General features: G+C 34.3%; 16 protein-coding genes. 2 read left to right on the top strand and 14 right to left on the bottom strand.

Translation table 11 applies throughout. The annotated features are described in order from the left end of the window. Positions 1-222 precede the first annotated feature (222 nt). The 5 genes from ASE21_RS10475 to ASE21_RS10495 all read right to left on the bottom strand — a co-directional run bounded on the left by ASE21_RS10475 (position 223) and on the right by ASE21_RS10495 (position 3930). Positions 223-801, bottom strand: coding sequence for a PhnA domain-containing protein (locus tag ASE21_RS10475; protein WP_057122609.1), 579 nt, complete (start codon positions 799-801; stop codon positions 223-225). An 88-nt stretch (positions 802-889) separates the two neighbouring features. Further along, positions 890-1459 (bottom strand): hypothetical protein, encoded by a 570-nt coding sequence (locus ASE21_RS10480; protein WP_057122610.1) that lies wholly within the window; start codon positions 1457-1459, stop codon positions 890-892. Positions 1460-1483: 24 nt separating this feature from the next. After that, positions 1484-1942, bottom strand: a complete 459-nt coding sequence (coaD, locus tag ASE21_RS10485) for a pantetheine-phosphate adenylyltransferase (protein ID WP_057122611.1) — start codon at positions 1940-1942, stop codon at positions 1484-1486. A 136-nt stretch (positions 1943-2078) separates the two neighbouring features. Then, positions 2079-2771, bottom strand: a complete 693-nt coding sequence (locus tag ASE21_RS10490; protein ID WP_057122612.1) for a DUF421 domain-containing protein — start codon at positions 2769-2771, stop codon at positions 2079-2081. Positions 2772-2958: 187 nt separating this feature from the next. Beyond that, positions 2959-3930, bottom strand: coding sequence for a D-alanine--D-alanine ligase (locus ASE21_RS10495; protein ID WP_057122613.1), 972 nt, complete (start codon positions 3928-3930; stop codon positions 2959-2961). Between the two features lie 282 nt (positions 3931-4212). On the opposite strand from ASE21_RS10495, the gene ASE21_RS10500 reads away from it, so the two are divergent. Together ASE21_RS10500 and ASE21_RS10505 are read left to right on the top strand one after the other, a co-directional pair. Beyond that, positions 4213-4830 (top strand): PASTA domain-containing protein, encoded by a 618-nt coding sequence (locus ASE21_RS10500; RefSeq protein ID WP_057123173.1) that lies wholly within the window; start codon positions 4213-4215, stop codon positions 4828-4830. Further along, complete coding sequence (locus tag ASE21_RS10505) at positions 4820-5866, top strand: RluA family pseudouridine synthase (protein ID WP_057122614.1); 1047 nt, start codon at positions 4820-4822, stop codon at positions 5864-5866. Before ASE21_RS10500 ends, ASE21_RS10505 begins: the two co-directional genes overlap by 11 nt. A 75-nt stretch (positions 5867-5941) precedes the next feature. On the opposite strand, the gene ASE21_RS10510 is transcribed toward ASE21_RS10505, so the two are convergent. The 9 genes from ASE21_RS10510 to ASE21_RS10550 all read right to left on the bottom strand — a co-directional run bounded on the left by ASE21_RS10510 (position 5942) and on the right by ASE21_RS10550 (position 13470). Then, positions 5942-6550 carry a family 16 glycoside hydrolase gene (locus ASE21_RS10510; RefSeq protein ID WP_057122615.1) on the bottom strand — a complete coding sequence of 203 codons (609 nt, stop codon included), beginning with the start codon at positions 6548-6550 and terminating at the stop codon, positions 5942-5944. Between the two features lies 1 nt (position 6551). Further along, positions 6552-7793, bottom strand: coding sequence for an ATP-binding cassette domain-containing protein (locus ASE21_RS10515; protein ID WP_057122616.1), 1242 nt, complete (start codon positions 7791-7793; stop codon positions 6552-6554). Between the two features lie 98 nt (positions 7794-7891). Beyond that, a complete protein-coding gene (locus ASE21_RS10520) occupies positions 7892-8749 on the bottom strand; it encodes a sulfurtransferase (protein ID WP_057122617.1) in 858 nt (285 codons plus the stop codon). An 11-nt stretch (positions 8750-8760) separates the two neighbouring features. Further along, entirely contained in the window at positions 8761-9612 is an 852-nt protein-coding gene (locus ASE21_RS10525) for a ThuA domain-containing protein (RefSeq protein ID WP_057122618.1), read from the bottom strand. Positions 9613-9624: 12 nt separating this feature from the next. Further along, on the bottom strand, positions 9625-10014 hold the full coding sequence (locus ASE21_RS10530) for a DUF1398 domain-containing protein (RefSeq protein WP_057122619.1): 390 nt from the start codon (positions 10012-10014) through the stop codon (positions 9625-9627). Between the two features lie 121 nt (positions 10015-10135). Further along, a complete protein-coding gene (locus ASE21_RS10535; RefSeq protein WP_057122620.1) occupies positions 10136-11125 on the bottom strand; it encodes an alpha/beta fold hydrolase in 990 nt (329 codons plus the stop codon). 116 nt (positions 11126-11241) lie between these two features. Beyond that, complete coding sequence (locus tag ASE21_RS10540; protein ID WP_057122621.1) at positions 11242-11658, bottom strand: hypothetical protein; 417 nt, start codon at positions 11656-11658, stop codon at positions 11242-11244. A gap of 12 nt (positions 11659-11670) precedes the next feature. Then, positions 11671-12108 (bottom strand): acyl-CoA thioesterase, encoded by a 438-nt coding sequence (locus tag ASE21_RS10545; RefSeq protein ID WP_057122622.1) that lies wholly within the window; start codon positions 12106-12108, stop codon positions 11671-11673. Between the two features lie 126 nt (positions 12109-12234). Further along, the gene (locus ASE21_RS10550; RefSeq protein ID WP_057122623.1) at positions 12235-13470 is read right to left on the bottom strand and encodes an RNA polymerase sigma factor; all 1236 of its coding nucleotides are present in this window, start codon (positions 13468-13470) and stop codon (positions 12235-12237) included. Between the last annotated feature and the right edge of the window lie 10 nt (positions 13471-13480).

Consider the following 13480-nt stretch of genomic DNA (forward strand, 5'->3'; position numbering starts at 1 on the left):
CGGCTTTTTTTATTGTCTGACGTGCTGTACTTTGTGCATTTTTTTAACGCAAAGAACGCTAAGTTTTTTAAAGGTATTATGCTTATAAAAGTGCAAAGTTCGCAAAGCTTTGAACATAAATTTTGCGAACTTTGCGTAAATATTTGCGTGCTTGCGGTTAAATAACTCTCTAAATAAAATCTTAGAATCTTAGCAACTTAGAACCTCAGCACCTTAAAAAAACTATATTTTCTTTACATACTGCGTAATAATAACAATTTGCTGTCCATCTACCTTTCCTTCTATGTATTCAGCATTTTCGTGATCCAGACGTATATTTCTAACCGCAGTTCCCTGCTTAGCAACCATGCTTGATCCTTTTACTTTAAGATCTTTGATTAAAACAACCGAATCTCCGTGCTGTAAAACAACGCCGTTACTATCGCGGTGAATTAATTTATTTTCATCTTCTTCGCCTTCTCCGGTTGCTTGTGCCCAGGCAAGAGTATCTTCATCTAAATACATCATATCCAGTAATTCCTGAGGCCATCCGGCAGAGCGTAAACGGCTTAACATTCTCCAGGCCACAACCTGAACCGGAATATTTTCGTTCCACATGCTGTCGTTAAGACATCTCCAGTGATTTAAATCGACATTGTCCGGGTTCTCAATTTGGTCAATACAGGTATTACAAGCTAAAATAGCTTCATCAATACCGCCTTTTTGTGTTGGTAATACCTGATATACTTTTAGGTTTTCTTCGGCTCCGCAAAGCTCACATTTCGATCCGCTTCGTTTGCTCAATTCTCTTTCGATGCTCATTATTTATGCTTTATTTAAAAATGCGAAATTACTTATAATTTGCTCCGCAGGCAAGTTTGCTGTTTATTGTTTTTTATTTGATTTAATTTTAAAAACAACTCGTTTCATAATCTTTAATAAATTCTATTAAAACTTTTTCATCCTTAATTTTAACTTCATCATTTTTGATTTTTTCATAGGAAGATTTGCAATCTTCAATTGCCGGTAACATATCATTTTTGGTAATTAATCTACTTAGTCCCATAGCAGGCATTTTCATATAATTGATATTGTTAGGTTTTTTAATAACATATATTCTTATAATGTGACTATGTGATATTTGGTTTAAGATTTTATAAAGTTTTATTTTATTAGAATATAGAATTTGAGCAAAAGCTTTATTATCAACACTTTCAAAAGGAATTATTTCTTTTTCTAATTTGATTTTAAAACTTTTTAAATCTTTTGGCAGATAAATTTTGGTAACTCCATTTTCAACAACAGAAATTTTTTCTTGTAAATTAATTAATCGGTTAACATTAAAAAATCCTTCAAGTTTTACTTCAACAGTTAAAGTATCATTTTTTGGTGTTACAATTTGACCAAAATATTTTTGACCGAAAGAGATATTGCAAAATATTAATAAAAAAAAGGGAATAATTATTTTGGTTAATGTCATTTTTTGAAGAAATTTAAATTGTAATTATTTTTGTACTCTAACAGCATCCGGAACTAATAATTCATATTCACCGCCATTTCTCAATACATCACGAACAATACTTGAGCTGATGTAAGAAGTTTTTGCAGCAGTTAATAAGAATACAGTTTCGATTTTAGAAAGGCGTCTGTTGGTGTGGGCAATAGCTTTTTCGAATTCAAAATCCGCGGGGTTGCGTAAACCTCTTAAAATGAAATTGGCTTTAAGTTTTTTTGCCAAATCTATTGTTAGTCCTTCATAAGTAATAACAGAAATTTTCGGTTCATCTTTGAAGGTTTCTTCAATAAAGCGTTTTCTTTCTTCAAGTGAAAACATGTATTTTTTTTCGGCATTGACACCAATTGCAATTACAATTTCGTCGAAAAGAGAAATTCCTCTTTTGATAATGTCTTCGTGTCCAAGTGTAATTGGGTCAAATGATCCCGGAAATATAGCTTTTCGCATTTGTTTCTTTTTAAGGTTGAAAGCTTCAAGGCCGCAAAGGCAAAGCTTTTTTAGTTTTGGAGTTTCAAAGTTACAAAGGAACTAAATTTGTTAAAGCTTTTTATTGTTTTTATTTTGAAATTGAATTGTATTTTTTCTAAGTTACCCTGAGCGTGTTTATAGAAGCGACCCATTCATGTTTATGACAAACGTCACATTGTGCAGTTCCGGCTTTTTGTTCTGTAGTATGACCGCAGAAAGTACACGAATATATACCGTCATTTGGTATAATTTTACTTTTTGTACCAAATAATGCCGGCAGTATTGGAAGTCCATAGCCTACATCTTTATCTTCATAATAAAAAATGCTTACTTCTCCGCTGGTTTCTATAAAAGCGTGTTTTACCTGACCCAGATGTTCGATGGATTTAATTCGAAGTTCTGTAAAAAATTCGTCCTGCGCCAGACTTTCTTTTTTAAAAGTAGAAACCGAAAACTTACCATCGTTAATTAAACATTCTGTTTTTCCTTCAATAAATTCTTCAAATTTTTTGCTCTTTCCGGTAAGCCACGTTACGGAGCGATATAAAATAATTATAACTGTAAAAACTACAGCTGCCGGAATAATACCTACATCTTCATAAAACATTGGATCGCCGGCTGCAGAGCCAAGCGCAATAATAATAACCGTTTCGAATATAGAAAGCTGTTTTACACCTCGTTTTCCTGCCATTTTTAAGGTGAGCAGTAAAATGACAAACATAACGGTGGAGCGAAATATAACTTCCAGCAGAAAATTCTGCGGTAGATTATTAAAAAGCAGTCTTTCCCATTCAAAGATTTCTTTCATTTTTTTTAGGTTCTATGGTTCTGAGATACTAAGGTACTAAGTTTTTACAGCAGAAACTTATTTAAATTTCCATGTTTGACAAAAAAAAATTCTTGAAATTTTGATAGTTTTTAGATACTTCTAAAAACAAAAGGATAAAAAAAAGGTGCTAAATCTTAGGATCTTAGCACCTCAGTATCTTAGCATCTTAAGCTAAAGCCAGCTCTATTGCATTTGTAAATAATTCTTCCAGTGAAATTCCGGCTGCTTTTGCCTGCTGCGGAATTAAACTTTCTGTTGTTAAACCCGGAATCGTGTTCATTTCGAGCATATAAGGTTCGTTGTCTACAATGATAAATTCACTTCTTGAGAATCCTTTCATTTTTAAGACTTCGTAAACACGTTTTGCAGTTTCTCCAACCTTTTGTGTCAATTCGTCAGAGATTCTGGCCGGTGTGATTTCTTGCGATTTTCCTTCGTATTTTGCCTCATAATCAAAGAAATCATTATCTGAAACAATTTCTGTGATTGGTAAAACTTTGATTTCGCCTTTGTAATTAATTACACCTACAGAAACTTCTGTTCCGTCAAGGAAACTTTCAATGATAATTTCGTTATCTTCTTTGTAAGCAACTTCAATTGCGATTGGAAGTTCAGCTTCTGTTTTTACTTTTGAGATTCCAAAACTGGAACCGGCTTTATTTGGTTTTACGAAACATGGTAAACCTACTTTTTTAACAATTTCAGCCGTATTGATTTCGTCACCTTTATTTAAATAATAAGAAATCGCGGTTTTGATTCCATATGGTTTTAAAACCGATAATAAATCACGTTTATTAAAAGTCAACGCCGATTGGTAATAATCGCAGGATGATTGCGGAATACCCAATAATTCAAAATAAGCCTGCATTAATCCGTCTTCGCCCGGAGTTCCGTGAATGGCATTAAAAACGCAGTCAAATGTAATTTTTTCTCCGTTTACAGTTACAGAAAAATCATTTCTGTCAATTGGGAATTCGGCATCGTTTGCATCTACATACACCCATTTTTCTTTGAAGATGTGAACTCGGAATCCGTTGTATTTTGTTTTGTCAAGATATTGGTAAACAACGTTTCCGCTGATAAGCGAAATTTTGTATTCGCTTGAATATCCGCCCATGATGATGGCAATGTTTTTCATTGACTTTTTGTTTATTTGTTTAATCGTTAATTTATTAATCGGAATGTTGTATTGAAAATGAGTCTTTTAGCCCTGATGGAAGCGACATCCTTTTGTGTCTCGTTTTTTTTAACGAGACACAAAAGATATAGCGTACAGCAGGAAACAGCTCCTGATTATTATTCTGAAAATTGCTGTTAAACTTTGTTCAGCATGACAATTCAGGACTTTCTTGTTTTAAACAAAATTATCATTTTTTTTGAAATGAAATACTTTATCTTTGCGACAACTAAAAATAAATTTATGAGTTTACGTAAGTATTTAACCAGCCGGGTGTTTTTTTTACAAGTATTGGCTGCGGCGGCTATCATTGCAATTTTAGGTTATTTGTTTATGCATTGGCTGACTTTTACAACTGATCACGGACACGAAATTGCGGTTCCTAATTTAGCAAGACTGACAGAAGAACAAGTTGAAGAAAAACTAGACGAACTTGATTTAGATTATGTGCTTTTGGACAGCGTTGACTATCGAAGTGAATATCCGAAATTTAGTGTTGTTGAGCAGGATCCGCTGCCGGGAACTAAAGTAAAAGTAGGACGAAAAATATATATTAAAATTAATTCATCGGGATTTTCGTCTGTGAAAATTCCTGATTTAATTGAGAAAACATACCGTGAAGCGGTTCCAACTCTGAAAGCTTTAGGACTTGAGCCAGGAACGATTACTTATATTCCGAATCTTGGAAAAGATATGGTTTTGGAAATGCGTTACAAAGGCAGAAATTTAAAAGTAGGAGACCGTGTTTTGAAAGCGTCTAAAATTGATTTGGTTTTAGGTGACGGAAAAGCGAGTTATGTAGATGATAGTCAGGCAGACAGTACTGCAGTGCCTGTTGAAACCCCAAGTGATGAACAATAATATTGAAGAAAATTTAGATCTGGAAGACGAATTATTTGAGCATTACAGGTTTGAAGTCCCAAAAGGTCAGGCGTTTTTGCGTATTGACAAATATTTAATGTATTTGATTCCGAATGCCACAAGAAATAAAATTCAGAATGCGGCAGCGAACGGAAACATTTTTGTGAATGATATTCCGGTAAAATCGAATTATAAAGTAAAACCTTTTGATGTAATAACGGTTATGTTATCGCATCCGCCATTTGAAAACCATATCCTTCCGGAAGATATTCCGCTGAATATTGTTTATGAAGATGATGCACTTTTGTTAATCAATAAAGAGCCGGGAATGGTTGTGCATCCGGGTCACGGAAATTATACCGGAACTCTTGTAAATGCTTTGGCGCATCATTTTGATAATCTGCCAATGAACAGCAGCGAACGTCCCGGTCTGGTTCACCGAATAGATAAAGATACGTCCGGACTTTTGGTTGTTGCGAAAACCGAAGCCGCAATGACGCACTTGGCCAAACAATTTGAAGCCAAAACAACAGAACGCGAGTATATTGCTCTTGTCTGGGGAAATGTTGTAGCCGAAAGCGGAACTATTGAAGGAAACCTTGCAAGACATTTAAAAGACCGTATGCAGATGGCAGTTTTTGCTGATCCTGAAATTGGAAAACCGGCAATTACACATTATAAAGTTTTGGAGCGTTTTGGTTATGTAACTTTGATTTCGTGTAAATTAGAAACCGGAAGGACACACCAGATTCGTGCGCACATGAAACACATTGGACATCCTTTGTTTAATGATGAACGTTACGGCGGACATTTAATTTTGAAAGGAACAACGTTTACCAAATACAAACAGTTTATAGAGAATTGTTTTAAAGCTTTGCCACGTCAGGCGCTGCATGCTAAAACGCTTGGATTTGTTCATCCAAATACGGGAGAATTAATGCGTTTTGATACAGAATTGCCGCAGGATTTTCAGGATTGTATTGAAAAATGGCGTAACTATGTGAAATCGCATAATACAGATGAAGAAGAGAATTAATTAGATAATTAGTCAATTTGATAATTAGATAATTATTGGTTACTTATAAAATTAAAGCTCCTTTCGGAGCTTTTTTTATAGGGTTTTGATAACCAGATTTTTAATTTCTGTTTTTCCATTTGTAATAAAACCTAGTTTTCCTTTGGAGCTGAGATTGTATTTTTCTAAAGAACATTCTAAGGTTATATTGTCATTTACCGTAAATTGAAGCTGGTTGTTTTGAACTTTGATTTTTACGAGATGCCAGATATTTGATGTAAAATCAAATGGTTTTTTCAAGAGCGTCGGGCCGCCGCGTTTTCCATATTCATCGCTTTTTTCATTATAAGTCCCTCTTCCAATTATAATGTTTTTGTCAATATTGTAGGCGTAAGCGCGGATATAATTTGTTTTGTCAAAATTAAGCATCACTTCTGTAAGGTTTCCCGCCAGAAGCTTCATCTCAAAAGTAATTTCATAATTTTCGGGAAGATTCTTCTTAGAAATAATGGCTGCCCAATGTTCGGCAGATCCATTTCCTTCTAAAATTTTATTTTCTAAGGACCATTCTTTGGCTTCAAATTTCCATTCTTTTTCAAATTTTGTTTTTTCGCTAATTTGATATTCTTTGTCTTTAGTGGACAGGGTTGGTGAACAAGATATTAAAATAAAAAAAAGAAGGATTCCGGTGGTATATTTTTGCATTTTAATTGAATTCGGGTTGCTGTTTTATTATTCCTGTTGATCCGGTTTCAGACGGTATAAGTTCAAAAACAGAAGTAGGAGCGAGGCCGGACTCAATTCTGTGGGAAACAAATAAAATCGTAACATTTGTTTCCTGTTTAATTGTGTTGATGAGCTGAATCACCAAATCTACATTTTCGTCGTCCAGACCTTCTACAGGTTCATCTAAAATTAATAATGGCGGGTGTTTTAAAACGGCACGTACGATTAAAGCAACTCTTTGCTGGCCTATAGAAAGATCGATGAAACGTTTTTTTCTTAAATGTGTCATTTCGATTACTTCAAGCCATTGCGAAACGATTTGTTTTTGATGCGTTGTCGGCTCAGTATAAAGCCCAATGGAATCGAAAAATCCGGAAAGAATCATTTCTTCCAAAGTATGTCCTTTTTGAAATAAATCGGTCATGGAAGTGGCGAAGATTCCGATTTGCTTTTTGATGTCCCAAACACTTTCTCCGCTGCCTTTTTTTCTTCCAAACAAAAATAAATCCTGACCAAATCCTTTTGGATTATCGCCTGTAATTAAAGATAAAATAGTACTTTTTCCGGAACCATTCGGACCAATCAACTGCCAGAATTCACCTTGTTTTATTGTCCAGGAAATGTTGTCCAGAATTTTTCTTTCCTCATAACTTACCGAAACGTTTTCCAGTTTTATTAATACACTTTCGTGGAAGGAATGCGGCTCAATTGGTTTTGGAATTGCCGATGTATTTAAGGTTTTAAAATGGCTTTCGGTTTTTGTAATGGGATACAGCTCAAAAGTATTGTCTTTGATTTGTGCTTTGTTGGGAACAAATTCCAAAACATCAACAACACGATTTAAAAGCTGAATAATAGCAATTTCCTGAGTTAAATCTTTTAAAGAATCTGCTAAAATTACCCGCGAAGCCTGATCCAAATGATCAAACGGATTGTCGAAAATAATAAAATCCGGGTTTTGATTGATGCAGTATTTTAAAAACTCTTTTTTGCGTTCTCCGGATGAAAAAGTACGAAGCTGCCGGTGTGATTCAGGAGCAGCTTCTACGCTGTCATACTGATACTCTTTTTCGATGAATTTTTCAATTGCAATATCTGAGAACAAAATTCCTTTTTGGTCATTAAAAAATGCTAGTTCTCCTTTTGCTTCTCCATTTAAAATATTGTCTATAAAAGCTTTTTTATTTACCTGATTTGATAAAAGTATATCCCAATGCTGCATTATGGTATCTTAAAATTTGTTGTGTGTATTGAGTTTTTGCCAAGATTTCACAGATTTAAGTGATTGCTGTTTTTAATTCTTCATCTGTGGCAAAAATCTTATTCTGGTTTTTTTAGTGCCATTTCGCGGTCATTTCTCGACCATTCGCTCCAGGAACCTGTATAAAGTTTTGGAATTTCAATTCCGGCATAATCCAAAGCCAGTAAAGTATGGCAGGCAGTAACTCCGGAGCCGCAATGTACAATAGTGTTTTCCGATGATTTATTTTTTAAAACTTCAGTATATTTTTCTGCCAGAACTTTTGAGGTTTTAAAAAGGCCGTTTTCGTCCAGATTTTCGCTAAACGGAACATTTACCGCACCGGGAATATGTCCGGCGATTAAATCAAGAGGTTCTGTAAGTCCGTCAAAACGGTTTTTGTCCCTTACGTCAATTACGATTTTTTCAGAACTTTTTCTGGCTTTTTCAACGTCTTCAATATCCGCAGTTTTCAACTTCCATTCTGTAACAGGATAATTTTCTGTTTTTTGAAAATTTTCTATTTCTGAACTAACAGCAAAACCCTTTTTAACCGCTTCCTGCAGACCACCATTTAGTACCTGAACTTTTTCATGTCCGGCCGCACGGAGCATCCACCAAAATCTTGCTGCAGCGTTTGATCCGTTTTTATCATCATAAATTACAACATGAGATGAAGGTGAAATCCCGAGTTTTGAAAGTACTTTTGAGAATTTTGAAAAAGAAGGCAGAGGATGTCTTCCTCCATTTGCAGGATCTTTTTCAACGGCTGCCAAATCTTTATTTAAATCTACATACCGCGCGCCTTTTAAGTGTTCTGCCTTAAAATTTTCTTGGGCATTTATTCCGGCTCTGGCATCAATTAAAACAATTTCTGATTCGTTATTTAGCTTTAATAAATCATCAGCATTTATGATAGGAGAAAGTTTACTGGACATTTTAAATCGTTTTATTTTTTAGAATTTCCTAACCAAAGCAATGTATCAAGGATCAGTTTGCTTTGTGTTTTATTTTCAAAAGTATAGGAAAGGGTTTTGTTGGTTCCGCCTTCGTAGTCAATATCATTGTGCCCCATATTGACATACAGCATTTTATAGTTTTTGTTGGTCCAGACTACAGGATAATATCCTTCATGCCAGATTTCATGTGCTTTTGGACCGGTTCCTAACGGAAAACTGCTTTCGTCAATGGCCAGAAGAATTTTAATATCCGGATTTTTCCTAAGATCATTATTCCATCGGTACCATTCGTTTGGTGCAGATATGAAAGTTTTAGGAAGGTTTTTAGTAACCGGATGCAGATTTTCAACTCTCAAAACTGCCGACGTTGGCCTCCACGTATTGCTTCCGTATTCGCCTGAACCTAAAAACGTATTATGGTACCAATCCCAATTTTGCGGATAAGCTGAATTATTTAAAGCAAATGCCGAAAAATGAAATCCGATAAAACCGCCTCCATTTTCCATATATTGCTGAAAAGCGGCACGCTGCTCCGGAGTTTCCGGTCTTGTATCTAAAAATAAAACCACCTGATAATTGGCTAAAAATTTTGCGTTTAAATTCTTCCAGTTATCGGTCGAATCGTAGACAAAATGATTTTCTTCAGCTAGTTTTGGAAACCATTTGTTGGCTTCATGTACAAAACTGATATGTGCCTGATCATTTTTTGCGGTGTAAAATGCAATTACCTTAAACTTTGGTTTTTCTTTTTTATGCTGAGAAAAAACGGAAAAGCTAATTAAAAAAAGCAGCAGTAAAATACCTTTTTTAGCCAGCGAATAAATTAGATTAAAATTTGCCATCGATTTATTGGATTAACCTGGAATTTTTTCAATTAAAATTTCGTTTTGCGCGCTGTCAAAATAAGTACATGTCATTTCGATAATGTCAACTCTCCATTTTGCAATACCACATTGCCCCGCATGATTGCAAAAAGTAAGATAATCTGTTTCTCCCTGCTGGTGTTTTACCAAAAACTCTATAAAAAGTTCTTTGTTTACAGTTACAGCAATCGAAATTGGATTGTATTTTTCGTCAGATGTAACGCTGTATCCATTTACACCATAATATTCAACATGCCCATCATTTACAAAGGTGTCGTAACCTTTTACACCCAAAATGATTAAGTCTTGTATATAATTTGGAAAATCGGCTCCGCTTTTTACTTTAGCATGTGCTTCTTTTATTTGATCAATAGTAAACATATTTATTATTTTAGATTATTAAATTTAGATTCGGGTTTTTTGCCGCGAATTACACAAATTGCACTAATTAATTCAATGATAACTAAATTAAAATTCGTGTAATTCGCGGTAAAAAAAAATATTATTTCAAAAATACGATTAATGGTTTTATAAATGAATCAAAAGATTCAATATGTGGCAAATGTCCTGTATTGGGAACTTCGACTAATTTTGAATTTGGAATTGCTTTTTGTGTTTTTTTACCCAGTTCGGCATAATTTCCCATGGTTTTTCGGATTTCTTCAGACACTAAAGGCTTTCCAATTGCGGTTTTGTCTCTTGTTCCGATGATTAAAAGTGTCGGGCTTTTAATATTTTTAAATTCATATAAAACCGGCTGCGTAAAAATCATATCATACATTAAGGCAGAATTCCAGGCAACTTTGCTATAATCCGGTGCTGTGGTCCAGCCGGCAGCAAGTTCAGCCCATTTTTGATAATCGGCATTCCATTTTCCGTCATAATAATTTTCCATTTGATACTTTTTGACAGCTTCATAATTTTGTTTCAATTCAGATTCAAACCACCAGTCTACGGGTTTATACGGAACAACAAGTTTCCAGTCTTCTAAGCCAATTGGGTTTTCGAGAACCAGTTTTTCTGTAGTTTCGGGATACATTAAGGCAAATCTTGTGGCTAACATTCCGCCCATAGAATGCCCTAAAACAGTCGTTTTTGTAATGCCTAAATGATCGAGTAATTTTTTTGTGTTTTCTGCAAACTGTTGAAAAGTATATTGAAAATTATCAGGTTTTGATGATTTTCCAAAACCAATCTGATCCGGAACAATAACACGGAAACCTTCTTTGGTTAAGGCTTTTATGGTTGTTTCCCAATACGCTCCGTTGAAATTTTTGCCATGCAGCAAAACAATATTTTTATTGTTGTAATTATCTGGTTTTATATCCATGTACGCCATTTTTAAATTCAGGCGCTGATTGTTCAGTTCTAAAAATTGAACTGGAAACGGATATTCATAATTGCTTAGATTTATATCTAATTCCTTTATTTTTTCTTTCTGCGAAAAGCAAAAAAAGGGTAATAACAGTACAAGGAGTTTTATAGCTTTCATTGCGATGCATTTTTAAGTTAAGTATTATAAATTTAACGCTATGCATTTTTAAAAGCAAAAATAAAAGTCTTAAAATTATCAGAAAAAAGATGCAAATAGTTTTTGGGATTTTTAAATCAATGTGAGATGACAGATTCAATTAACCATTTTTCGTTTACTTTTTTCAAATTAAATTCGATTGGTAAAACAATATCCTGATTTGGAGTTACGAAAATCCGGGCAGTCGAATCTGTTATTTCTTTTTCGTAATAAACAGCGTCTTTTTCTTTATTTAAAAACCTCGATTTCTGATCATCGGGAATACTTTTTTCCATTTTTTTAAGATCTTCAAGAGTTGCTAAATTCTTCGGATTTAGAATAACGAATTCTTTGGCAGTCTTAAAATCAAACCGGTTTACAGCAGCTAAATAAGCCTCTACGGTTTCTTTAGGAGATTTGGGCAAATCCTGAACGGCAGTTTCTTTTGAAGTTTTACGAGATTCACAATTTGTAAAAAGTACAAGAATAAATAAAAACGCTATTGTATACCTCATTTGTTTTTGCTTTTATAGTCCAACAAAATCATCACTTTTTGGAAAAATACTTAATGCCTGAATTGCAATTTCCGGAGTAGGAGAAGCCAGTTTTCTAAGTTTAGTATCCATCCATGCGCCATCAACGGTAATAGTTGCGCAAAGTGTGTCGTCTTCTCTTCTAAATTCGTGAATGATTGACCAGCGCGAAGCATCGGCTTTCATTTTGGATGTTTTGGTATGAATAAATATTTTGTCTGAAAGTTTTAATTCTTTTCTAAAAACACATTCTTCCCTAAATAAAACCGGACCAAAACCCTGTGTCTGCATTACTTTTAGAGTTAAGCCGAGTTCTTCCAGGATTTCAATACGATGCTGTGCACCAAAATCGTAATATGCACTATGACGAACGTGAAAATTTGGGTCAAGATCTGACCAGCGAAAAGAGATTTCTTTTGTAAATGAAGCCATTTTTTTAGTTGTATTTTAATAATATTTAAAATGTTATTCCTGAATTATTTCTGCGAATGAACATTTTTTAAGAAATCTAAATTACAAATAAAAACCGAAATCGGCAGAGAAACTAAAGCCTCAAAACTATAATTCTTTTAAAGATTTGATACTTTGCATTATGGTATTTTTATCTGAGGCAGATTTTGCCAGCTGCCATGCTTTTTCAAAATGAGTTACGGCTTTTTTGTTGTCAATATCGGTATACAGGTTCCCTAATAAAGAATAATAAAAATGATTATCGTTTAAGTTTAATTTTTCAGCTTCGCTGATAGCTTTTTGTTTTCCGTTTGTTTTTGCCAAAGCATAAGTCCGGTTGAGTGCCGCAATAGGCGAATATTCGAGAATCAAAAGCTGATTGTAAAGCTGTAATATATTTTCCCATTTTACTGCTGAATCTTCTTTTTGTGTGTGCCAATAGGCAATTCCGGCTTCGAGATGGTATTTACTAAGCACATTTCCTTTGGATGCCTGAGCAAGGAAATAAGCGCCTTTTTCTATAAGTTCCTGATTCCACAAGGTTTCATCCTGATCATGATATAAAATCGTTTCTCCGTTATGATCCGTTCTCGCATCAAACCGCGAAGAATGAAAACACATTAAAGAAAGTAATGCGTTGACAGGCGGCAGGTTTGTTGCCGGATTTTCTATTAATAAATAAGTTAAACGCATTGCTTCTGCACAAACATCTTTTCGTAAAGTTGTGTTTTGGGAAACAGAATAATATCCTTCTGAAAATAATAAGTACAGCGTTGTCAAAACATTTTCAAGCCTGTTTTTAATTTCATTATTGTCCGGTTGTTCAATTTTTATATTGGCTTCTTTGAGCTTTTCCTTAGCCCGGTTAATTCTTTTGTAAATGACTTCTCTATTGGTAATAAAACCATCTGCAATTTCCTGAATTGCAAATCCGCATAACAAATTTAGTGCTAGTGCAATTTGTGCTTCGGCAGAATTTACAGGATTACAAACCGTAAAAATCATCGCTAATTGACTGTCGAAAATGTTTTTATTGGATAAATCAATTTCAATTTCTTCAGATTTATCGGCATTGTGTTTTACTTCAACTGCAATTTTCTGCTCAAAAAGAGTATCGCGTTTTAAATAATTTTTTGTTTTGTTTTTTGCAACGGTATAAAGCCATGCAGCCGGGTTTTCAGGAATTCCTTTTACACTCCAGAGTTCTGTTGCGGCCAGAAAAGTATCGCTGGTAATGTCTTCGGCAATTTCGATATTTTCAATTCCAAATAAATAACAGAGTACCGAAACTATTTTTCGGTACTCTGTTCTAAATAAATTGGGTAAAAGCTGGCTTTCTTCCATCTGTTAAAAA

The sequence above is a fragment of the Flavobacterium sp. Root901 genome (assembly GCF_001429765.1).
Taxonomy (GTDB): Bacteria; Bacteroidota; Bacteroidia; order Flavobacteriales; family Flavobacteriaceae; genus Flavobacterium.